This window comes from Streptomyces sp. NPDC058086, from assembly GCF_042885015.1.
Classification (GTDB): Bacteria; Actinomycetota; Actinomycetes; order Streptomycetales; family Streptomycetaceae; genus Streptomyces.
In genome coordinates this window covers 1-19,919 of the sequence record NZ_JBHVST010000029.1, presented here as the reverse complement: position 1 = coordinate 19,919, position 19,919 = coordinate 1, and the positions used below count along the sequence as shown (strand labels likewise).

21 protein-coding genes and 2 pseudogenes are annotated in these 19,919 nt (G+C 68.4%); 10 read left to right on the top strand and 13 right to left on the bottom strand.

Annotated features, from left to right (window positions below; translation table 11 throughout):
• Nucleotides 1-260 precede the first annotated feature (260 nt).
• Nucleotides 261-620 carry a transposase family protein gene (locus ACFVWD_RS23195; protein WP_389598590.1) on the bottom strand — a complete coding sequence of 120 codons (360 nt, stop codon included), beginning with the start codon at nt 618-620 and terminating at the stop codon, nt 261-263.
• 127 nt (nt 621-747) lie between these two features.
• Nucleotides 748-1,467 carry a DinB family protein gene (locus ACFVWD_RS23190; protein ID WP_389598588.1) on the bottom strand — a complete coding sequence of 240 codons (720 nt, stop codon included), beginning with the start codon at nt 1,465-1,467 and terminating at the stop codon, nt 748-750.
• Between the two features lie 135 nt (nt 1,468-1,602).
• On the opposite strand from ACFVWD_RS23190, the pseudogene ACFVWD_RS23185 reads away from it, so the two are divergent.
• Nucleotides 1,603-1,894, top strand: a pseudogene (locus ACFVWD_RS23185) (IS630 family transposase); the annotation flags it as partial.
• A gap of 846 nt (nt 1,895-2,740) precedes the next feature.
• Here ACFVWD_RS23185 and ACFVWD_RS23180 read toward each other — a convergent pair.
• The 3 genes from ACFVWD_RS23180 to ACFVWD_RS23170 are packed head-to-tail and all read right to left on the bottom strand — an operon-like array spanning nt 2,741 to nt 4,516.
• Entirely contained in the window at nt 2,741-3,946 is a 1,206-nt protein-coding gene (locus ACFVWD_RS23180) for a cytochrome P450 (protein ID WP_389598587.1), read from the bottom strand.
• The gene (locus ACFVWD_RS23175) at nt 3,946-4,245 is read right to left on the bottom strand and encodes a DUF1259 domain-containing protein (protein WP_389598585.1); all 300 of its coding nucleotides are present in this window, start codon (nt 4,243-4,245) and stop codon (nt 3,946-3,948) included. Before ACFVWD_RS23175 ends, ACFVWD_RS23180 begins: the two co-directional genes overlap by 1 nt.
• Nucleotides 4,163-4,516, bottom strand: a complete 354-nt coding sequence (locus ACFVWD_RS23170; protein ID WP_389598708.1) for a DUF1259 domain-containing protein — start codon at nt 4,514-4,516, stop codon at nt 4,163-4,165. The genes ACFVWD_RS23175 and ACFVWD_RS23170 overlap by 83 nt, the downstream gene beginning before the upstream one ends.
• Nucleotides 4,517-5,216: 700 nt before the next feature.
• Here ACFVWD_RS23170 and ACFVWD_RS23165 point away from each other — a divergent pair.
• The 6 genes and pseudogenes from ACFVWD_RS23165 (at nt 5,217) to ACFVWD_RS23140 (ending at nt 9,425) form a co-directional block, all read left to right on the top strand.
• Nucleotides 5,217-5,648, top strand: a complete 432-nt coding sequence (locus tag ACFVWD_RS23165; protein WP_389598584.1) for an Rrf2 family transcriptional regulator — start codon at nt 5,217-5,219, stop codon at nt 5,646-5,648.
• Between the two features lie 92 nt (nt 5,649-5,740).
• Nucleotides 5,741-6,496: an SDR family NAD(P)-dependent oxidoreductase gene (locus tag ACFVWD_RS23160; protein ID WP_389598582.1), complete on the top strand. Its 756-nt coding sequence runs from the start codon at nt 5,741-5,743 to the stop codon at nt 6,494-6,496.
• 61 nt (nt 6,497-6,557) lie between these two features.
• A pseudogene (locus ACFVWD_RS23155) lies at nt 6,558-6,903 on the top strand (IS701 family transposase); the annotation flags it as partial.
• A 103-nt stretch (nt 6,904-7,006) separates the two neighbouring features.
• Entirely contained in the window at nt 7,007-8,236 is a 1,230-nt protein-coding gene (locus ACFVWD_RS23150; RefSeq protein ID WP_389598580.1) for a sensor histidine kinase, read from the top strand.
• Complete coding sequence (locus tag ACFVWD_RS23145; protein WP_389598707.1) at nt 8,208-8,903, top strand: response regulator; 696 nt, start codon at nt 8,208-8,210, stop codon at nt 8,901-8,903. The genes ACFVWD_RS23150 and ACFVWD_RS23145 overlap by 29 nt, the downstream gene beginning before the upstream one ends.
• A 147-nt stretch (nt 8,904-9,050) precedes the next feature.
• Nucleotides 9,051-9,425, top strand: coding sequence for a zf-HC2 domain-containing protein (locus tag ACFVWD_RS23140; RefSeq protein WP_389598579.1), 375 nt, complete (start codon nt 9,051-9,053; stop codon nt 9,423-9,425).
• Nucleotides 9,426-9,732: 307 nt separating this feature from the next.
• Here the strand turns inward: ACFVWD_RS23140 and ACFVWD_RS23135 are convergent, their stop codons facing one another.
• The gene (locus tag ACFVWD_RS23135; protein ID WP_389598577.1) at nt 9,733-10,260 is read right to left on the bottom strand and encodes a hypothetical protein; all 528 of its coding nucleotides are present in this window, start codon (nt 10,258-10,260) and stop codon (nt 9,733-9,735) included.
• A gap of 151 nt (nt 10,261-10,411) precedes the next feature.
• On the opposite strand from ACFVWD_RS23135, the gene ACFVWD_RS23130 reads away from it, so the two are divergent.
• Nucleotides 10,412-11,605, top strand: coding sequence for an RNA-guided endonuclease InsQ/TnpB family protein (locus ACFVWD_RS23130; protein ID WP_389598575.1), 1,194 nt, complete (start codon nt 10,412-10,414; stop codon nt 11,603-11,605).
• Nucleotides 11,606-12,294: 689 nt separating this feature from the next.
• Here ACFVWD_RS23130 and ACFVWD_RS23125 read toward each other — a convergent pair.
• The 6 genes from ACFVWD_RS23125 to ACFVWD_RS23100 form a co-directional block, all read right to left on the bottom strand.
• Nucleotides 12,295-12,459 (bottom strand): hypothetical protein, encoded by a 165-nt coding sequence (locus tag ACFVWD_RS23125; RefSeq protein WP_389598574.1) that lies wholly within the window; start codon nt 12,457-12,459, stop codon nt 12,295-12,297.
• A gap of 268 nt (nt 12,460-12,727) precedes the next feature.
• Entirely contained in the window at nt 12,728-13,831 is a 1,104-nt protein-coding gene (locus tag ACFVWD_RS23120; protein ID WP_389598573.1) for a DUF4037 domain-containing protein, read from the bottom strand.
• 391 nt (nt 13,832-14,222) lie between these two features.
• A complete protein-coding gene (locus tag ACFVWD_RS23115) occupies nt 14,223-14,531 on the bottom strand; it encodes a hypothetical protein (protein ID WP_389598571.1) in 309 nt (102 codons plus the stop codon).
• 25 nt (nt 14,532-14,556) lie between these two features.
• The gene (locus ACFVWD_RS23110; protein WP_389598569.1) at nt 14,557-14,712 is read right to left on the bottom strand and encodes a hypothetical protein; all 156 of its coding nucleotides are present in this window, start codon (nt 14,710-14,712) and stop codon (nt 14,557-14,559) included.
• Nucleotides 14,713-15,015: 303 nt separating this feature from the next.
• The gene (locus ACFVWD_RS23105) at nt 15,016-15,696 is read right to left on the bottom strand and encodes a histidine phosphatase family protein (protein WP_389598567.1); all 681 of its coding nucleotides are present in this window, start codon (nt 15,694-15,696) and stop codon (nt 15,016-15,018) included.
• 124 nt (nt 15,697-15,820) lie between these two features.
• Nucleotides 15,821-17,056: a DUF418 domain-containing protein gene (locus ACFVWD_RS23100; protein WP_389598565.1), complete on the bottom strand. Its 1,236-nt coding sequence runs from the start codon at nt 17,054-17,056 to the stop codon at nt 15,821-15,823.
• Between the two features lie 175 nt (nt 17,057-17,231).
• Here ACFVWD_RS23100 and ACFVWD_RS23095 point away from each other — a divergent pair, with 175 nt between their 5' ends.
• Together ACFVWD_RS23095 and ACFVWD_RS23090 are read left to right on the top strand one after the other, a co-directional pair.
• Entirely contained in the window at nt 17,232-17,897 is a 666-nt protein-coding gene (locus ACFVWD_RS23095; RefSeq protein WP_389598564.1) for a response regulator, read from the top strand.
• The gene (locus ACFVWD_RS23090) at nt 17,894-18,997 is read left to right on the top strand and encodes a sensor histidine kinase (protein WP_389598562.1); all 1,104 of its coding nucleotides are present in this window, start codon (nt 17,894-17,896) and stop codon (nt 18,995-18,997) included. Before ACFVWD_RS23095 ends, ACFVWD_RS23090 begins: the two co-directional genes overlap by 4 nt.
• 492 nt (nt 18,998-19,489) lie before the next feature.
• On the opposite strand, the gene ACFVWD_RS23085 is transcribed toward ACFVWD_RS23090, so the two are convergent.
• On the bottom strand, nt 19,490-19,919 hold a 430-nt coding region (locus ACFVWD_RS23085; protein ID WP_389598560.1), incomplete at its 5' end, for an AfsA-related hotdog domain-containing protein.

The following is a 19,919-nucleotide window of genomic DNA, read 5'->3' as shown; positions in this document are numbered from 1 at the left end:
GGCGGATGGTGGCGGTCTTGTCGTAGCGGGTGGCCAGGCCGCGCCATTGAGCAGCGCAAGCTGTCAGCGCCCGGCCGGCTTTCCTCACTTGAGCATGGCCGCGACCGTCGAGCACGTCGATCCCCGCGTGGTTGTCGACCTGAGACCAGAGCAGTACTACCCGGCAACCTCGTGTCACCGTCCACTGGCGACCGGAGCTTCCACCCGTCCAGGGGGCATGCCACTCTCCAGACGCCTCGTCGGGCAGTAGCAAAGCCCCATCAGGTTTCCAGGAAGACACCCCACACCAATGCCGCACCGCTGACAAACGGAGCGATGACGTACGCCTTCGCGCCTCCCGTTCGGACGGCGCCCTGGCAGGTCGGCACCAGGGGCGCGAGAGCGTTTACGGCCTCGCCGATGCGCCGGCAGGCGGTGGTGACCTCGATGTCGAACCAGGCGGCGAGCTGGATGCAGGTGTGGCCGCGGCGCAGGTGGCCAGGGCGAGCGACCAGGGTCTCGCGGCCGGTGGTCAGTCGGCGCCATACGGGTGCCGCGGTCGCGGTGACGGACGAGCAGGCGGGTGGACACCAAGCGCAGGGTGGAGCTGGAACGTCGCTGCCGGGCAGGTAGACGAGCACACGAAGTCCCTGGTGGAGGCGGGTTTCCTGGTCGAAAACCCGTCTACCGGGGGCGTCGCGCTCCTGTCAGCTCAACTGGCAAGCGCACGCCGGAGGTTACGAACGAGGTTACGAACCGTTCACGGGCCTACCCAGGAGTGGTGAAGCGGGCCCGCCACAGGTCGCGGAGCAATGCGATCTCGGCCATGTGATGGATGAATTCGAGGTTGGCCCCGGACAGCACGGCAATGTATGGGTCGTCGGGGTCGGAGGCGTACGGGTACTGCGAGAAGCCGACCTTGTCGAGCTGCTCGTCGGTGAGGGCGGCGACACTGTCGCGCCAGCGGTCGATCAGCGCCCAGAACCGCTCGAGTGCCACGGCGGCGGAGGGGGTGAAGTCGACCAGCGTTTTCGGCTCCTGTCGGCGTTCACCGAAGGTCCACTCCCATCCCCCCGCGAAGTGGAAGTGCAGGTGCCCCAGCCGCCACGCGATGGTCGAGACCGGCGCCGAGTCGGGCTCCGGCGTACCGGTGTGGGCGAGGATCTGCTCGACCCGCTCGGTACTCACGCTCCAGTCATCGGCGATCTTGGCGATCGTCATGCCGCCGGCGGCCTGCCGGGCAACCTCGGCGTACTCGCTCGCCGGGATGTCCGCCTCGCCCAAGTCGAGCACCCACTCGCCGGGCCCGAACGCCCTGGGCGTCGCCGCATCGCTCCGGCGCCGGATCGACCAGCAACCAGGCACCGGCTCCCACAGATACTCCTCGTCGCCGAGCCCCGTCAGCCGCACCTGGGCCATCTCCCTGGCCTGGTCGAACTGGTCGAGCAGCAAGCCCAAGCGGTCGGTCCGTACGCCTTCAGTCTCCACGCATTGCTTCCCTTCGCCGTCGTGTCTCGTACTTCACTGCGCTCAGGCGGAAGTTAACGGCTCACCTCACGAGGTGCCACCGATTTCCTCGCCCACGAAACGGTGCAGCACCACCCGCATCACCGCACTCGTTCAGGCCGTCCCCGCTTGCTCAGCGATGACGATGAGCACTTCGTCATCGGGACAGCCACCGCCCGCCCGGCCAAACTCGGCCGGCCCTTCACTCGCCGGTCGATCCGCAAACTCGCCACCTGCCTGCGCCGCGTCCACGGACGGGTCACCCGCATCGGCCGTGAGGCCTTACGGTGCCCACGACGCCAAGCTTGACCGTGTCGAGTAGCTGCTGGAACGCTTCCCGGACCGGGTCTTCGTCTTCGACAAGTTCGGGCCCCTGGGTACCCGGACCACCGCAGGCTCCCTCTGGGCCTGACAGGGCAAGGCCTAAACCGCCTGTCGGCGACTGACCGCGGTACCCACGGCAGGCTTGCCAACGCTGTTGGGGTGGGGTTTGCCCCCGTGAGGTTGGGCCGGTCAGCCGGATACCACGCCGAGACCGCGTCGAAGATCATGATTTCCGGAGCTGACAAGGCGAACAGGAAGGCGCGACCGTGCTCAGCAGGAACTCACCGGTCAAAGAACACGGCAGTTCGACACCACCAAGCTGCGGGTCACGTAGGACACGATCTTGATCGGAGGCCGCACGGTGGGCGGCGCCGCAGGCGATTCAGGTCGTTTCGGCACGGAGAACGGCGAGTCCCGCGCCGGCCGGACCGCTGGTACTGCGGCAAGGTGTACGACTTTCGACCACGCGGAGCGTGCATCGTGGCCGCGCACGCTCCGAGAGTTGCCGTACGGGGTGTATCTCACTCGGACAGGGGCACTCTGAACGAGCGTCAGCGGTCGCCTGCCCTCCTCGGCCAGTTACTCGCCCCCGCCGCTGAGCCAGGGGCAGGTGCTCGTACAAGGAGTGGACGAGGATGCTGCTGCCACTACGGCGCGTGCCTGCCGGGAACGCCGTAAGACGTGAACGGCAGGCACGCGCCGAGGTCGCGTCCCGCGAAGTGCTGTTGCGACAGTGCTGTAGCGATGCGGAGTTCATGACTGTGCAGGGCAACGGGGCGGCGCAGCCACCTTCGTGCCGGACCGTGCTGCTGACGCCTGTGAGTGGCACGGACAGCCTGGACGCCGTCCCCGTGCCCCCCGCCTGAAGGGCTCGCATCGGCCGAGCGAGCCGATGCGGTAGCCCATCAGGTCCGGCGCGATTCAGGCGTTCCTACCAAGTCACCGGCAGCTCCAGCGGAAACCGCCGGATCGTCTCCGTGTCCCACCGTACTTCCTCCGGCGGCACCGCAAGTCGCAGCGTGGGAAAGCGCTCCAAGAGGCGCCCGATCGCCACTTCCAGCTCCGCCATGGCCAACGGCACCGCGATGCACCGGTGTCCGCCCCAGCCGAACGTCATGTGCGGCTGGTACGGCCGGTCGGGGTCGAGGACGTGCGGGTCCGGGAAGCGCTTCGCGTCACGGTTGGCCGCCAGGTAGGACACGTGGACGAAGTCGCCCGCCCGGATCCGTACGCCGTCCAGCTCCATGTCCTCAAGGGCAATCCGGGGGATACCGACCCCCTTGCGGAACGGGATGTGGCGGAGCATCTCCTGCAGGACGTCAGTCAGGGTCTCCGGCCGACGCCTGACGTGTTCCATCAGCTCGGGACGCGTCAGGAGCAGGTATGCGATGTCGCTGATCTGGCATGTCGCCGTGTCCTGGCCGCTGAGTGTCAACGTCAGTGCCATGACGGCCAGTTCCCTGTCGTCAAGCTGGTCCGCGCCGTCCCGCGCTGCGGCCATCGCGCTGATGAGGTCCTTGCCGGGCGAGTTCCGGCGCTGCTCGACGAGTTTGGCGAAGTAGGCCGTCAGATCGGCCTTGGCGCTCGCCGCGGCCTCCTTGTTGCCCGCGCCGACGACGAGCAACTGGCGCACGGACTCCTGCATTCGGGGCCAGTCCTCCTGCTCGACGCCGAGGAGGTCCAGGATGGTGTGCTGGGGAAGCGGGTCGGAGAGGTACTGAACCAGGTCCGCAGACGGGCCGTCCTCCTCCATCTTGTCCAGCAGGACGTCCGCGAGCCAGATGATCCGGCTCCGCATCCCGTCGACCTGCTGCTGGGTGAAGGCCTGCGAGGCCAGCTGGCGGACGCGGCTGCTGTGGGGCGGGTCCATCACGTTGATCGATTCGGGCGAGACGATGGGCTCCGGCGTCAACCGGGGATAGTCGTGGCCGATGATGGCGGCCCGGCTGAGCCGGTGATCGGTGGTCACCTGCTTGACGGAGTCGAAGCCGGAGATCAGCCAGACGTCCGCATCGCCGTAGGGAAGCCGGATGCGTGCAGGGGAATCGCGGTCCATCAGGTCCGCGAGCACAGGGTCGAACTCCAGGGCTTCACTGAAGTCGAACGGGCAGATGTTTGTCTCGTTGTCCGCGGTCATCAGGCGGCTCCTCCGGGCATGGGTACGACGTTGGTGGTGTCCACAGCCCGGCGAATGGCCTTGGCGAGGCTGACGGCATCGCCGACGGCCCGGTAGTGGACGAAGAACAGGCGTGGTTCGTCGTTGAGGTTGTGTTGGTGCCCCTCGACGAGTTCGACGCCACCGCGCGGCAGGGCCACGAGGGCGGGGCAGACCTCCTTGGCGATCATGACCAGGTCATCGCTGAGGGCGGCCCTTCCGCCGCCGAGCGGCTGGAAGGTGACGGAGGCGGTGGCGCCCAGTCGCGGAGGCAGGCTCACAGGGCCGTCCGCGACGGTCTCGCGGCGGACATCCAAAATGCTGCAGTTCGCGCTCGGTGACCACGGCGTCGCCCATCAAAAGCATGCTGTGGTCTGCGTGACGGACGAAGGGCACGTGCGTGCCCAGGAGTAGCGCGCGGTTGATCCGGGTGCCGCGAGACAAAGCCGTGAGGCCCCGGCGCGGCAAGCGCGTGTGGTGCATGAACCGCCTCAGGTCACTGGGCGGGCCGAGAGCCTCGTCCACGTCCGTCCAGTCCGCCAGCTTGGTCATTACCGGTTCGATCGGGGAGCGGTCCTCCGCTCTGGTGGCCACGGCGCGGGCCCTGGCAGGCACACCGGTGAGTACGGGCGCAAGGGCGGCCGCGGCGGGCACACGGCGCCGGGACGGGGTGAGTCGGGAGCGGGTGTCCTGCTGTCGCTTGTCAGCCATGTCATATGCCTCCTTGCGCGATGGAAGCACAGGAGACCTCGTCGACCGCTGATCGGCACAGCCACAACCCGCCAGGTGGGCTAACTGACCGCCGCCTATGGACCGCGGCTGTACGGCAGCTTGCCGCGCGGGCCATCGGGGCCGCCCCAACCAGCGTCTGCCGGACATGCCGTGGCGGCCCAAGGGGGACGCGTCGCCGAGTGGTGTGGTCATGCGGACCGAGCGGATCCGCTCGGGATCGTGGCGGAAGACGCCTGCCTGCCCGCGTTCAGGCCGGCCGTGCTGCCCGCCACGATTTCTACGACGAGGTTGCCCCGGGCGGGTGCGCAGGTGCCGCCGGCCATCTTCGGCGAAGTGCGTCACCCGTATGGCCTGCGCGTGCGGGCCGCCCACTTGGCGAAGGTGCTCCAGGCCGTCTGACTGTCTGGGGGCGACACGCTCTGGTCTCCTGGCGCACGAGTCAGGCGCTGATCTCTCCATCGGGCTTGCCGTAGTGGTCGTAACTATTACAGTTACAACATAGTCAGAGGTGATGAGCGATATGAGCGCCAACAGCAGATTGACTGTCGCTGCACACGCCCTGACCTGGATCGGGCTGTATCAGCGCCGTGGCCACGACGTCGCCACTTCCGAGCAGATCGCGACAAGCGTCAATACGAATCCAGTGGTGATCCGTCGCCTGCTGGCCGAGCTGCGCAAGGTCGGCCTGGCCGACTCGCGGAGGGGCGCCGGTGCCGGCTGGACGCTGTCGCGGGACCTGTCGGCGATCACCCTGCTCGATGTCTACGAGGCGGTGGAGGTGGGGCCGATTTTCGCCCTGCACCGCGCTACGCCTGACCCCGAGTGCGTCGTGGGGCACGGCATCGTGCCGGCGATGACAGCCGTCTATGACGGGATCGAAGCCGCCCTCCGCAGGGAGCTGGCGGGAACCACGCTCGAGGACGTGCTGCAGGAGGTACTGAAAGCCGCCTAGCTTCGACCGCCGGCCTCCTCCGGGCACGGCAAGGCGCTTCTTGCGCTCAGTAATGTAACAAAAATAGTTACGTCAAGGATCCGGACAATCTCATGGGACAGCTGGACAACAAGACCGCTCTCGTGACGGGTGCCTCCACCGGTATCGGCCTGGCCGTCGCCCGTCGGTTCGCCGCCGAGGGGGCGACGGTCTATCTCACCGGCCGTCGCAAGGCCGAGTTGGAGGCCGCCGTCGAGCAGGTCGGCAGCCGCGGCATCGGCATCCAGAGCGACGTGTCGAGGCTCGATGACCTCGACCGGCTCTTCGCCGAGATCACCGAGCGCATTGGTCATCTCGACATCGTCGTGGCCAACGCCGGCATCGGGGACTTCGGTCCGCTCGGCGAGATCACCGAGGAGGAGTACGACCGCACCACCTCCATCAATCTCAAGGGCACAGTCTTCACCGTCCAGAAGGCGCTCCCGCTGCTGTCGGCCGGCGCCTCAGTGATCCTGCTCTCCTCCAGCGCGGCCCTGCGCGGCGTCCCGGGCCTGGGTGTCTACGCCGCCACCAAGGCCGCGATCCGCAGCCTCGCCCGCACCTGGGCCGCCGAACTCGCCGGCCGCGGCATCCGGGTCAACGCCCTCACCCCCGGCCCCGTCGCAACCCCCGGCGGCGACGAGTTGCGGGCCACCTTCCCGCAGGGCGATCGGGTCACCGCTGCGACCGAGTCCGCCGCGCCGACCCCGCTCGGCCGCGTCGGCCGCCCCGACGAGGTCGCCGCCACCGCCCTCTACCTGGCCGGGGACCAGAGTTCCTTCACCACCGGGGCGGAACTGTTCGTCGACGGCGGCGCCACCCAGCTTTAGACCGAGACTGTTTGTCATGGTCGTAGCCACGGTCACCGCGCACGACGTCCGGGCGGCGACGGACGCCGCTTACGGCTTCAACCAGGGCCGGCGGTTGGAGTAGGAGCAGGCCGACGTCGTCCACATCATGGCCATCAACCGGCACAAAGCCGTCGTCACCCGCTGGTCCATCGACCACGTTCGTGCGGCGAGGGGCCCACGGCCGGCGGATCTACGGCTGGGCCCGCGTCGCGTTCCGGCCCTGGCACCGTGAGGACCGCTGCCACTGGGTTCTCGCTCGCCGCAGCGTGCGTAGGCCCGAGGAGATCTCCTACTACATCGCCTACCGCCCGCCCGGGACCGCTCCGGACGAACTGATCCGCAACGCCGACAGCTACCCCGGCTCGCACCGTCACATAGTCCTGGCCACACAGCACCCCTGGAGCATCGCGGATCAGGCAACGGCGCCCCAGGGCGCCCCTGCCGTGGTGAAACGATGCCCGACCCGGCCACCGACCCTACGGTGATGGCATGACGGTGCTCAACGGTTGGAGGCGGCGAGGGCGAGCCCGGAGCCGCGCGGTCGACGCCTTGGGCGTGGCCGTGCTGTGCGTGCTCTCGGTCGTGGCTGCCTCGGTCGACCCGCACGAGCACGAGTTCGTGCTGCGCTGGTCCGCCGTGGTGCTGGCCGCCGTCGGCTGCTCGGCGTTGCTCTGGCGGCGCCGTCACCCGTTCGGAGTACTGGCCATCACCATTGGCTGCGGGGTGATCTTTCAGATGCTCGGCTTTCGGGAGAGCCCGCTGGTGACAAGCCCGGTTCTGGCGTCCATCTACAACGTGGCCCTGCGGACCGACCGGCGTACCGCCTGGACCGCGGCAGCTGTCTCGGCCGCCGTCCTGGTAGGCGCCGACGCGGTGTGGACCTCGAATTCGTGGCTGGACCCGGACAAGGCTGCGATGGTGGCCTGGACGGCCCTGCCGGCCGCCGTCGGGGACGGGCTGCGCTCACGGCGCGCCTATGTGGCGGCCGTCGTGGAAAGGGCGGAGCACGCCGAGCGCACCCGCGAGCAGGAAGCACAGCAGCGAGTGGCGGCCGAACGCGTCCGGATCGCACGCGAACTGCACGACATCGTCGCGCACCACATCGCCTTGATCAACGCTCAGGCAGGCGTCGCCGTCCACCTGGTGGACCAGCGCCCGGAACAAATCCTGACGGCTCTGGAGAACATCCGGGACACCAGCCGCTCCGCGCTGGACGAACTACGGGTGACCGTAGGCCTGCTGCGGCAGTCCGACGAGCCGGTCGCGCTCCGCGACCCGATGCCGGGCCTTGCGCAAGTACCAGCACTTCTGGCGTCGTTCGAACGCGCCGGACTGGCCGTGAGCCACACGCGGCGGGGCGCCACCGAACCGTTGGAGCCGGCGGTCGACCTGGCCGCGTACCGCATCGTGCAGGAGTCCTTGACCAATGTGCGCAAGCACGCCGGGGCCGACCATGCCCGGCTGTTCCTGCACTACCACGGTGAGCGGCTGACGATCACCGTCGAGGACGACGGGTGCGCCGAACCGCACCATCCTCACCCGGGGGCCGGTCACGGGCTGATCGGGATGCGTGAGCGGGCTTCCACGATAGGGGGCACGCTGTATGCGGGACCACGTCCCGAGGGCGGTTTCACCGTGACCGCGGAACTCCCGCTGCGCCCCAGTCCGGCAGGGAATCGGAGAGATGAGCATGACGATTCGCGTACTGCTTGCCGATGACCAGGCCCTGCTGCGGGGCACTTTCCGCATGCTGTTCGACGCCACGGATGACATGGAGACTGTGGCCGAGGCGTCCAACGGCCGTGAGGCGGTCGAGCTGGCCGGCTCACAGCGCCCGGACGTGGTCCTGATGGACATCCGCATGCCGGAGATGGACGGCCTCGAGGCGACACGGCTCATCACCGAGTCCGAGGAACTGGCAAGTGTGAAAGTGCTCATCCTGACCACCTTCGAAGACGACGAGCACGTCGCCGACGCACTGCGTGCGGGTGCGAGCGGCTTTCTCGGCAAGGGTGCGCGACCCGAGGAGCTCCTCGATGCCGTCCGCACGGTCGCAGACGGCGAGGCGCTGCTGTCCCCGTCGGCGACGCGAGCATTGATCACTCGTTTTCTGGCCCAGCCGGATCCATGCCCGGCGGCCGTACATGAGCGGCTGGAGAGCTTGACGCCGCGGGAACGCGACGTCACGAGCCTCGTCGCACTGGGCCTGTCCAACGACGAGATCGCCGAGCGCCTGTTCGTCAGCCCGCTGACCGCCAAGACCCACGTCAACCGGGCCATGACCAAGCTGGCGGCCCGTGACCGCGCCCAGCTCGTGGTCATCGCCTACCAGTGCGGGCTGGTCAGCCCGGCTGCGGAAGCAGATCAGTCCCAGCAACCCGCCTGATCGCCGACGCGGTGCGTCCATCTTCTCTCCCGGCTGTAGGCCGACGTACCGCATACCGCAGCCGTGGTAGCCGGAAGTCGCTGCGTGGGGACGACGCGCTGAGGGCCGCTCCTGGGCCAAGGTGGAACCCTGAACGGAGGTTTCGCCATGACCGAAGCCCACTGCCTGACGAAGTCCGACGAGAAGACGGCCGCCGAGGAATGCCGCGCGATCCGTGAACTTCTGGCCGGAAATGAACGCGAGACCCTCGCAGCCAATGAGGCAAGCGCGGTGCGGGCCCACCTGGCAACCTGCAACATATGCCGGGACGAGTACGACCGCCTCGCAGCCGTGCCCGCACATCTGTCTCTTCTACGCGACGCCCTGGCCTGCGGCAAGGGCCGAAACACGCGGACGCACGCGGCCACCCGGCCAGGGCGCGGCCACGCGTCGCCCCGTCACCGCGGGCCACACCGAGCGAACCTGACCATGCAGCTCACGCTGTCCCAATGGGTCAGCAGGACCACGTCGCCCATCACGTGAGCAGACCTCGCGGATGCGACGACGTGGCCTGGGGCGGAACGGCAAGAGGACCCTTCTGAGGCGTCTCACCGCCGACCGGCGAAGAGCACTCGTACGGTTGATGAAGAGACGAACGGCGGAGGGGTCCACCGCCTTGCGACCGGGGCGTGAAGCCTGGCCTGTTCATCGCGATCGGCCGCAACCCGCGTACCGAACCCGTTACCGCCGCCGGATCCGGCTGCGACGGTTGTCTGACTTTCCGTATCCACCGGGCGTCGTAGCCGACCAGATCACCGCCGCGGCATCGGAGCGCCCTTCAGAGGAGTGCTCAGGGGAAGTACAGTGACGCCTTTTCCAGGACGTGACGCGTGAACATCCCGCCGTACACGACCCTGCCCCGATACATGGTGACTCGGGTGGCCCTCGATGCCGGCGTCTCCACCGTGATGGGTCGACTGATCAGGGACGTCCCGAGGATCCGTGCGTCTTTGGCAGCCCAGTTGCTCGCGGACGGCTGGACGCTGCCGCCGGCCAGGGCCGGCAGGATCATCGCCGCGTTGCGGGCGCCGGGCAGACCGCTGCGGAGGCTCTTCACGTAGTCCATCGCCCACCCGGTGAACTCGGCCATCGAGGCGTTGTCGACCTCGGGGACAGCGGCGGCGAGGGTGAACAGCTCCACCTTGGTGCCGAACCACCGCACCCTGCGGTCCGATCGACTTCCGATCACCACCCGGTACTCGCGCCAGGTGGTTGCGGTCACGCCGCATCCGTCGGCCGCCAGCCGCTCACGGAGTGCCTCCAGGTAGGCGTTGGCCGCGTCGGCTGAGGGCGCCCCATCGATTAGCTGCTGAGTCATCTGTTCCCTCCGTGGATACTCCGTCCTTCAGGGCGGAGAGCGGACTCCTGCGGAGCAGGGCAGGGAATGACGATTCGCCGCCGGGGCGGATCGTCGTTGGCGACCAACTCCCCTGCGGATTGCCGCAAGTTGATGCGATAGTTTGTGAGCTGTGACCACTCACGTGAAGCGGGCGTTCAAGTACCGCTTCTATCCGACGGATGCGCAGACAGCGGAGCTGTCGCGCACGTTCGGGTGCGTGCGGAAGGTCTACAACATGGCGCTCGCCGCGCGTACCCAGGCGTGGGTGACCCGTCAGGAGCGGGTGAACTACAACCAGAACTCAGCGATGCTGACGGCGTGGAAGAAGACCGAGGAACTGGCCTACCTGAACGAGGTGTCCTCGGTCCCGCTCCAGCAGACGCTGCGGCACCTGCAGACGGCGTTCACCCATTTCTTCGGCAAGCGGGCGAAGTACCCGCGGTTCAAGTCGCGCAAGAAGTCGCGCAGGAGTGCGGAGTACACCACCAGCGCATTCCGCTTCCGCGACGGGAAACTGACACTGGCGAAGATGGCCGAGCCGCTGGCCGTCGTGTGGTCGAGGCCGCTGCCCGAGGGTGTGAGCCCGTCCACCGTGACTGTCTCGCAGGACAGCGCGGGACGCTGGTTCGTCTCCCTGCTGTGCGACGACCCCGGCATCAAGCCGCTCCCCGAGAACGGGAACGCGGTCGCCATCGACGCCGGGCTGGAGCATCTTCTGACCCTCTCGACCGGGGAGAAGATCACCAACCCCCGGCACGAGCGCCGTGACCGTGCTGCTCTGGCCAAGGCACAGCGCCATCTTGCGAAGAAGGAGAAGGACTCGGCGAACCGGGCCAGGGCCCGGCTGAAGGTCGCGAAGATCCACGCCCGGATCGCTGACCGCCGCCGCGACAGCCTGCACAAGATCACCACTCGGCTCGTTCGTGAAAACCAAACGATCGTGATCGAGGACCTGACCGTGCGCAACATGGTCAAGAACCGGAAGCTGGCCCGCGCCATCAGTGACGCGGCATGGAGCGAGTTCCGCAGCATGCTGGAGTACAAGGCCGTCTGGTACGGCCGCGAGGTGATCGCGGTGGACCGGTGGTTCCCCTCCTCCAAGCTGTGCTCCCACTGCGGCACCCTGCAGGAGAAGATGCCGCTGAACGTCCGCACCTGGACGTGCGACTGCGGCATGACCCATGACCGCGACGTGAACGCGGCGCACAATCTTCTGGCCGCCGGGCTGGCGGTGACAGTCTGTGGAGCTGACGTAAGACCTCAACGGAGTACTCCGGGCGGGCAGTCGGCGACGAAGCAGAAACCCTCACGGCGCGAGCCGTAAGAATCCCCCTCCTTCAGGAAGGGGAGAAGTCAAGTGTGGATCCTCCATCACCGGGGGCACCGGCACCGGCGGGGCATGGGGAAGCTAGTCCTCCCGACCGGGTACATCGCGGTGACGACCACCGGCGTGGTCGGCGCGTGCGCGGGGAGTCGGGTTCGGGCCGCTCCAGGGAAGGGCGACGGCCGGACGACATCCCTAATCGGGTGTCGACCCTCGGACGGACAACTGCTCTCCGGCGATGTGTGATCACCTACCTCACAGCCCACTCACCCTTCACAGGCTGCCGGGTCCCGTGGGCACGCACAACCGACAGCCAGGAACACCACCACCCTGACCTGCCGCGCGCCGCAGCGCCTCCGTGAAACCGCGTAATCCGTCACGTAGCCGGGCCGCGGCTCCACGGACGACATGGCGGACCTGGCCGCCCCCGGGCGAGAGACGATGTGCGAAGCACGACCCACCATGGCGCGACGACCCGCCAACTCGAAGGTCAGCGCACCCTGAAGACGCCCCGAAGCTGCCCGCGTGCCACGGAAGAGCAGGCCGGACTCCCACCGTTCCGAGCCGTGGAACGCAGAGTGTGGCGCCGGTCGGACCGACACCCGGGAGAAGGAGGCCAGGCCTCCGGTCGGCCGGTCGTCCCCGGCTCGGCGCTCCTCCGGCGTCACCTCTCCTGCTCCTGCGTCGCGTCAGTGTGGTGCGGCCTCGACCACGGTGACCCGGTACACCTTGCGCAGGCGCGGACCGCAGTTCACGTCGACGACGTCGTCCACACGGGAGGTCGACGCATTCTTGGAGGACCGGATCCGGCGAGGTTCACGCACGGGCAGCGCCGACTCGGGTCCCTTCGTCACCAACACGCATTCCGCTGCAACCGGCCTCAATGCAACGTCCCGTCCAGGGGCGCGTCTGACAGCCGGACAGCTGGGGGAGGGCCCCGGCGCGCCTGGCCCGGCCGATGGTTTCGATCGCGGTGCTGTCCAGGGCCGGGGTGGCGTCCATGATGTGAGTGATGCCAAGGCGGGCCAACTGGACCCCGATCGGCCGCAGTTTAGGCGGCGCGGTGTCGGGCCGGCGGAAACGGAGCCGGTCATCGGCACGCTGCTGGCTCGGAGGCCCAGGTCAGGTCCACTCCGACCTGGATTTTCGCACGGTGTGGCTTGCCGTGCGGGTCAGTTTCGGGCGGCTCAGGACGTCGGTGCTGTCGAGGAACTGGTCCACGGAGCCGACGGGCAGCAGATCGCGAAGCGTCGGGTCCGTGATGCGGGCCGTGAGGGCTTTGGTGAAACGGTCGGCGCGCAGGACCTGGAAGGGGCGGGAGTGGTAGTGGCGGGTGGCGGGGTCGACGCGGTCGGTCAGGGCCAGTTGGTTGTGCAGGCCCGCGACCGTCTCGTAGGCGTGCGCCAGATGCCGCTCTCGGTCGCGCCAGTCGGTGGCTGCGAGGGCGGCGGTGAGGTCGGGGGTGAGGCGAGGGCCCATGGGGGTGCGGGCGAACGCGCTGCCGAGCCACTTGCTGTAGGGCGGATAGCGGCGGTCCATAAGGAGGCACAGGCGCATCAGGTCGCGCACGAGGCGGGCGGCGACCACGGCGGATCCGAGTTCGTCGCCGACCTCGCCACAGCGGCCGACGAAGGCCTCCTCCTGGGATATGCGCTGCCACTGGCAGGACAGGACATGGAGCCAGAGGTTGTGCGGGTACCAGCGGAGGGCCGTTCGTAGGGGAGCGAGTTCACCGAGACCGTCGTGGAAGACGGCTCCGCCGGTGACTTCGGCGAGTAACTGGGTGGGGGTCGCGAGCCAGTCCGTCGGGGTGATGCCGGAGGAGGGGTCGAAGCCGAGTGCGTCGGTGAACCAGCCCGAGAGGTGGGTGACTTCGACGCGGTGGTGGACGGGGCGGTCGGTGGCCCGCATGACGCGGATGTCGCCGTCGCCGGTGGGGGCGAAGTGGGTGGGGTAGCCGTGGAAGGTCTTCGGGAGGTGCTCGGCGAGTACGTGTCTGATGCGTCCCGCGTGCCGGGAGACGTCCTGGCGGCGGAGGAAGAGCTGGAGACGGGGTCCCCATTCGTGGTCGGCGGAGCGTGGGGTGTCGAAACCGAGCACCTCGGAGCCGCTGCCCAGGCGTGCTGCGGAGTGAGGGATTCCGGGAGAGGCTTCCTCCAGCAGGGGGCGCACTGCTTCGGTGTAGAAGCGGCGGGAGAGTTCCAGGCCGGGAATGAAGGGTGGCATATTCGTGACGCTCATGCCAGCAAGCCGTGCCCATTTTATGGCGGGGCATGCGTGGTGTCTTCACGTCATCTTCCACTCGTGAGGAAGCCGTAGGTTTGAGGAGCGCCGGACCAACTCCTGCAAGGCGGCGTCGAGTTCCTCGACGTCATCTCGGTCTATGCTTCGGCGTCCCCCGGCGGCAAGTTCCTTCGCGGTCTCTCTCAATCGATCGCGGACCAGCGGGCAACCGGTGCCCGGAGCTCGTGGCTTCACCCCCGAGGTCCGGGTGGTGGTCGAGCCCTTGCCCGAGGCTGCCGCCCGGCACCGTATCGGCAGCGGATCGAGCCGCGGGTGTGGCCGGTTGGCAGGTCGGTAGGTCAGCAGGTTGGCAGGTCGGCAGAGGCTGGCCGCATCACCTGCGCGAGCGATCGGACGGTCGTGCAAAGGCGCCGGCCCGGCGAGCGACGGCACCGACGCGATCTTCGACATGGTCGGCTTTCATCGCGCGCTGATCGATGAGGTGCGCCTTGGGCCGGAGTGCCGTCTGCACGTGCCACCCCTCCGGAACGCGGCCCCACTGGGACTCAGGCCCGTCCGCCAAGTGGTAGGCCTCGGCCGACGTGGCACCCGCGAGGGCGTCGCCGAGTACGACCGCGTCCAGAATCGCCTGCGCCGCACTCTGGGCCTGGAACGGCACCGTCGCGTGGGCACTGTCGCCCACCGGGGTCACCCCACGACGACGTTGTTCAGGCGAACTGACCGGGGTGGCACCGTAGCGGCCAGGCCATGGTGCGGATCGGCCGATGCACCTGCACGTAGGGCGGCGCGGCCTCGTCCTCGGCCTCGCGTGCCAGCGCATAGCGGCAGATCTCGGCCCCGTCGGACCAGGCGCGGAAGCTCACGTGGGCGCGTCCAAGTGCTCGGCCGTCATCTCGGTGCGGTCATCGAACGGAACTCCGGTGCTGTACAAGGTGTTCCTGGCGCCCGACAGGGGCTGCGTTGATGACAGTCGTCCGCCAGGCCGCGGCGTGGACGGTGACTCCCGGGCCGGTCGACGGGCAGGCAAGCCCTCCAGGCGCGGTGCCACCCACTCCCTGCTCCGGGCGACGAGCCGGCCGCCGCGCCCTTGCACGAAACCCAAGGCCGGTGTCCACGAGCAAGGTGGAGGGTCCCCAGGGAACGTTCGCGTTCAGGTTGCTCGTGCGTCACACCCAGGCGACGAGGTCGTATCGCTCGTGGCTCGCCGCCTCGTCCCACAGGAGCGTCGTCTGATTCCGTGCAGCGACACAAGGCCTGGGAACAGCGCGATTGGTGCCGACTCCTCCAGAGGTGACGGGCCCGGGCCGGACGTTCCAGTGGTCACCACACAATGTGAGGGAGACCGCGGACAGGGGTGGCACATCGAAATGCCAGAAGGCCGTTGGTGGTGCGGACAGAGCATGGACGAGCGCGGCCCGGATGATCGCCGGCTCGGTGATGGCCAGTGCGTCGCCCGTGCCAGGCGGCACTCTGCTCAGCCAGTTGGCGGTTCGGCGACAGAGCTGGCGTACGGACTCGCCTCCGTGTGGCGCGGCATCCGGGTCTGTGAGCCAGGCGCCGTACCCGTAGGGGTCGTCCTCGGTGACCTCGCCGACTGCGCGCCCGCGCCACGTGCCGTAGTCGAAGTCGCGCAGTGCGGGTTCGAGCGCGGCGTTCAGGCCGAGAGCGTCGGCGATCTGCGCGCAGCGGTTCGACGGTGCCCGGATGGCCAGCGAGTACGGGGGGAGTGTCGCGCCGACGACGCGTGCCTCGTGCAGGCCGCGCTCGCTGAGGAGACCGTCACCGAAGACCGCGTTCCTGCTGGTGTCCCCGGCTGTCGCGCACATGAATGTCAGGCGGACCGACATCGGCTTACCTCTTTCCTGGCCCGGCGTGGGGCGCCGGATGGTGTGAGACCTTCGGAAACTTGGGGCGCTGCGGAATCGGTGACGGAGGTTGTGTCCTGCAAGGGCTTTGGCCGACCACAGTCGGCTAGTTGATCAGGCGAGCGGGTGTGGCGGCGGCGTGCAGCATGTATTCCAGTGGTCCTCGCCGGAAGGCCCGCGTCCAGGCGACGGCCAGCAGTATGGTGGCCGCGGCCAGGCAGGCCAGGGCCGGCAGGGCAGCGGAGGCCGGCAGGTCGTCGATGCCCAAGGTCTTGATGGCGACAATGTGGCCGACGTAGGCGGTCAGAGAGACCGAGCCGACCGCGATGACGGGTGTGGCAAGCCGCCGAAGGCGGGCCGACCGGTCCGTGGCGATGAGGCAGGCGGCGACGACCAGGAGGCCGACGCCGGTGTTCCCCAGGATCGACCACGTCGTCTGGCTGTGCGGCGCGGCCACCAGCAGCCAGTCCGGGGTACTGGTGGTGGGGTCGCCCACGGCGTCGGACCACCAGGCCGATGCGGCCGACCCGCCGTCCGCCGTCGCGCTCACGGCTGCCTGCGCGCCAGGGACCAGGTTCAGGGCCAGCCAAGAGCCGCCGTAGCCGAGTAGGGCCAGTGCGCTGCCGACGAGAGCGACCTTGGAGCGTATGCCGGGCCTGGCGAGGTCGAGTCGGCCCACTGCCATTCCGGCGATGATGAAGGGCAGCCAGGTCAGTACCGGGTACGCGCCGGTGATGAACAGTTCAACGATCCCGTCCGAATCGGTGATCCGGGCCAGCGGGTCGTGGGCGATGACGGCATCGGCCCAGCTTCCGCTCTCGACCGCAGCCCGAAGCACATACAGGACTTGGGGCAGCACGAGCGCGGTCGCCGCGGCGATGACGGCCAGGGTTTCGGCCCGCAGCCGGTACAGCGGAAGGGCGAGGAGGAAGACCATTCCATAAGCGGCAAGGATCACGTCGACCGAGGTGTCAAGGCAGGTCAGGGCATATCCCAGGGCAACCAGGACGGCGCAGCGGATCAGTACCCTGCCCATGGCCTGTCGCCCGGCTCGCCCCGTCCGTGGCTGCGGCCGACCGGTGAGAAGGACCAGGGTGAACCCGGCAAGCAGGGCGAACAGGGCAGAGGAACGGCCACGTGCCACTTCCATCGACCAGCCCAGCGGGCCGCCCACCGAGGGGTCGGGACCGATGTGGGCCGCGTACATGCCGAACACCGCCAGGCCGCGGGCCAGGTCGAGGCCGATCAGCCGTCCTGTTGACGCCGTAAGAGAGGGGGCGGGACCCGCCCCCACAGCGGGTGCCGCCTCGGACGCTGCGACCTCTGATACGACGTGCGACATGTGATCCAGGGTCGTGGACGGTGTGCGTCACAACCATCCGGCAGGTGTCCGGAACCGCCCCCGCCGACTGGCCGATGCAGCCCCCGCCGACTGGCTGGATTCGGTGACTCATACCGCCGGGAGTGTCACGGCATGGTACGAATCGGACAGTGGTCCGATGGCGAGTGGAGCACCCGTGATCCGAGTATTGGTGGTCGACGACGAGGACCTGATTCGTAAGGGTTTTCAGCACATCCTCGACGCGGCGCAGGACATCGAGGTCGCGGCGGCGGTTCCTGGCAGCCAAGCGCTTCAGGCGACGCGGGAGCTGTGTCCTGACGTCGTGCTCCTGGACATCCGGATGCCGGACGTCGACGGCCTCACCGTCCTGGCCGGCCTCCGCCGGCTGCCTCACCCTCCGGTGGTGGCCATGCTCACGACACTCGACATGGATGAATACGTGGCAACGGCACTGCGCTCGGGCGCCGCGGGCTTCCTGCTCAAGGACACCGACCCCGAGCAGCTTCCGTTCCTGGTGCGGACCCTGGCCGGCGGCGGTACCGTACTGTCGTCCAAGGTCACCCGGACGGTCGTGGACGTCCACCTGAAAGCCGGACCCCAGGGACCCGCTGCCCGCAGCCTCGCCCGACTCACTGACCGCGAGCGCGACGTACTCGTCCTTATCGCCGAGGGACTGTCCAACACCGACATCGCCACACGGATGCATCTGAGCACGACCACGGTCACAGACCATGTCAGCGCCATCCTCACCGAACTCGAGGTGGACGGCCGCGTCCAGGCAGCCCTGCTCGCCGAACGGGCTTGCCTGCTCAAACCACCGCGGGACGAGGAGGGGGGATGATCCCTCGCCGCCTGCATGCCCCGCTGCTGGACGCCACCCTCGTCGGAGCCTCGCTGCTGGATGTCTGGGTCAAGGTCCACATTGACGAGCCGCTGCGCCTGGGGTGCGCCCTGGTTGCCGCCTTCGCTCTTCTCATGCGCCGTCGCCGGCCCCTGCTTACCTTTCTGCTCACTCTGCCCGCCGTCCTGGCCTCCGACGCGGTCTTCGCCGCGCTGGCCGCGCTGTACACCCTCGCCTCATTCACCCGACACCGCACCCTGCTGGCCGTCTGCGCGACGACATTCACGATCTGCGACATGACCTCGTGGCCGTCACTGCACCTCAACCTCGGGGCCACCTCGACCATCGTCACTTTGGGCTACACCGCGGCGACGGCGGCCGCTCCGGTCTTCCTGGGGCAACTCGTCCAGACCCGGCGCGATCTGTCGCAGCGGCTCGCCGAGATCTCCGAGGCGCGCGACCACAAGCGGCTGCTGACCGCCCAGGCAGTGCTGGCCAGGGAACGCGCGCAGCTCGCCCGGGAGATGCATGACGTGGTCTCCCACCAGGTCAGTCTGATCGCGGTGCGGGCCGGAGCCCTTCAGGTCGGCACCAGGGACGCCGAAGTCAAGGAAGCCGCCGCCACGATCCGGCGGCTGAGCGTACAGACTCTGGACGAACTGCGGCACATGGTCAGCGTCCTACGCGCCTCCGGGGGCCGCCCCACGGAGCTGACACCGCAGCCGTCGCTGGCCGACCTTGAGCGGTTGGTCGACAACAGCGGCATCCAGGTCGAGCTGCAGACCGACGTGTCTGACGGCCTGCCGCCCACCGTTCAGCGCGCCATCTACCGCACCGTCCAAGAGGCGCTGACCAATGTACGCAAGCACGCCCCCGGGACCAGCGCGACAGTTCGCATCCGCCACGAGGGCGGCGCTATCCGTGCCACGGTCACCAATACCGCACCGACCCGGCCTCCCCTCCCTCTGCCGAGTGCGCACCACGGTCTGGTCGGCCTGGGGCAGCGCGCCGCCCTCCTCGGGGGCACCGTCACGTCCGGCCCAACGGCCGACGGTGGCTACGAACTGCACCTGGAGCTTCCGGTCGAGGGCGCGTCGTGACGGACTACTGGCCGCCGCCACGTCCTGAAAAGATCACCTTTCTCAACGGGTCCGGTGATTTCTGCGGGTGCCCATGGTTGAACGGTTGGTGCCTGACGGTGTGCGGGCGATGTTTCAGCGGGTGGTGACGAAGGAGTCGACGCGGCCGCAGGGTGGCGGCCGGAGGCGCTATGGGGATCGCGAGGTACTGACGGCGATCTCCATTACCCAGCTCCTGCGGCGGCTCGACAGCGTCTACGACCATGACAGGTGACGCAGGACGAGCTGATCCGGTTCTAGAGGGAACGTCTTGCCGGTTTCGAGGCGCCGACTTCGGTGGAGTTCCGGAAGGTGCTGGCGCGTACGGCGACTGGATAGTTCCAGAGGTACAAGTTGCGGGAGCCGTATGGGGTGAGGCATGGGCGGGGCGTCGGGTGACGAGTCGTTGTCTGCCGGTCGGGGGTGCCGTAGCCGACCTGCTGCGGGGGCTGCTGTGTCACGTGGCCTGTTGGTTTAGGTGGCGGTGGGGGTGTGGGTGGTGAGTTGTGCGGTGAAGACGGTGGTGTTGTTTTGGTGTGCGGTGATGTGGGTGGTGGGGGTGGGGGTTTGGTCGTTGTCGTTGTCGTTGTCGTTGGTGGTTGTGCTGGTGATGTAGGTGGGGGTGTGGTGTTCGGTGTAGCGGTGGAAGGTGGCGTGGAGGGTGGTGGGGTGGGTGGGGTGGGTTGTGGGGGTGGGGTGGGTGTGGGCGGTGGCGGCTTGGTGGGCGGCTTCGAGGAGGACCATGCCGGGGATGTGGTCGGTGGTGTGGTCGAAGAGGATGGGGTGGTGGGGGTTGGGGGTGAGTTGCCAGGTGTGGGGGTGGGGGGTGGGGGTGAGGACGATGTCGTGGGGGAGGGTGCGTCGGGTGTGGGGGGGTGAGGGGGGGGGTTGGGGGGGGGGGGGT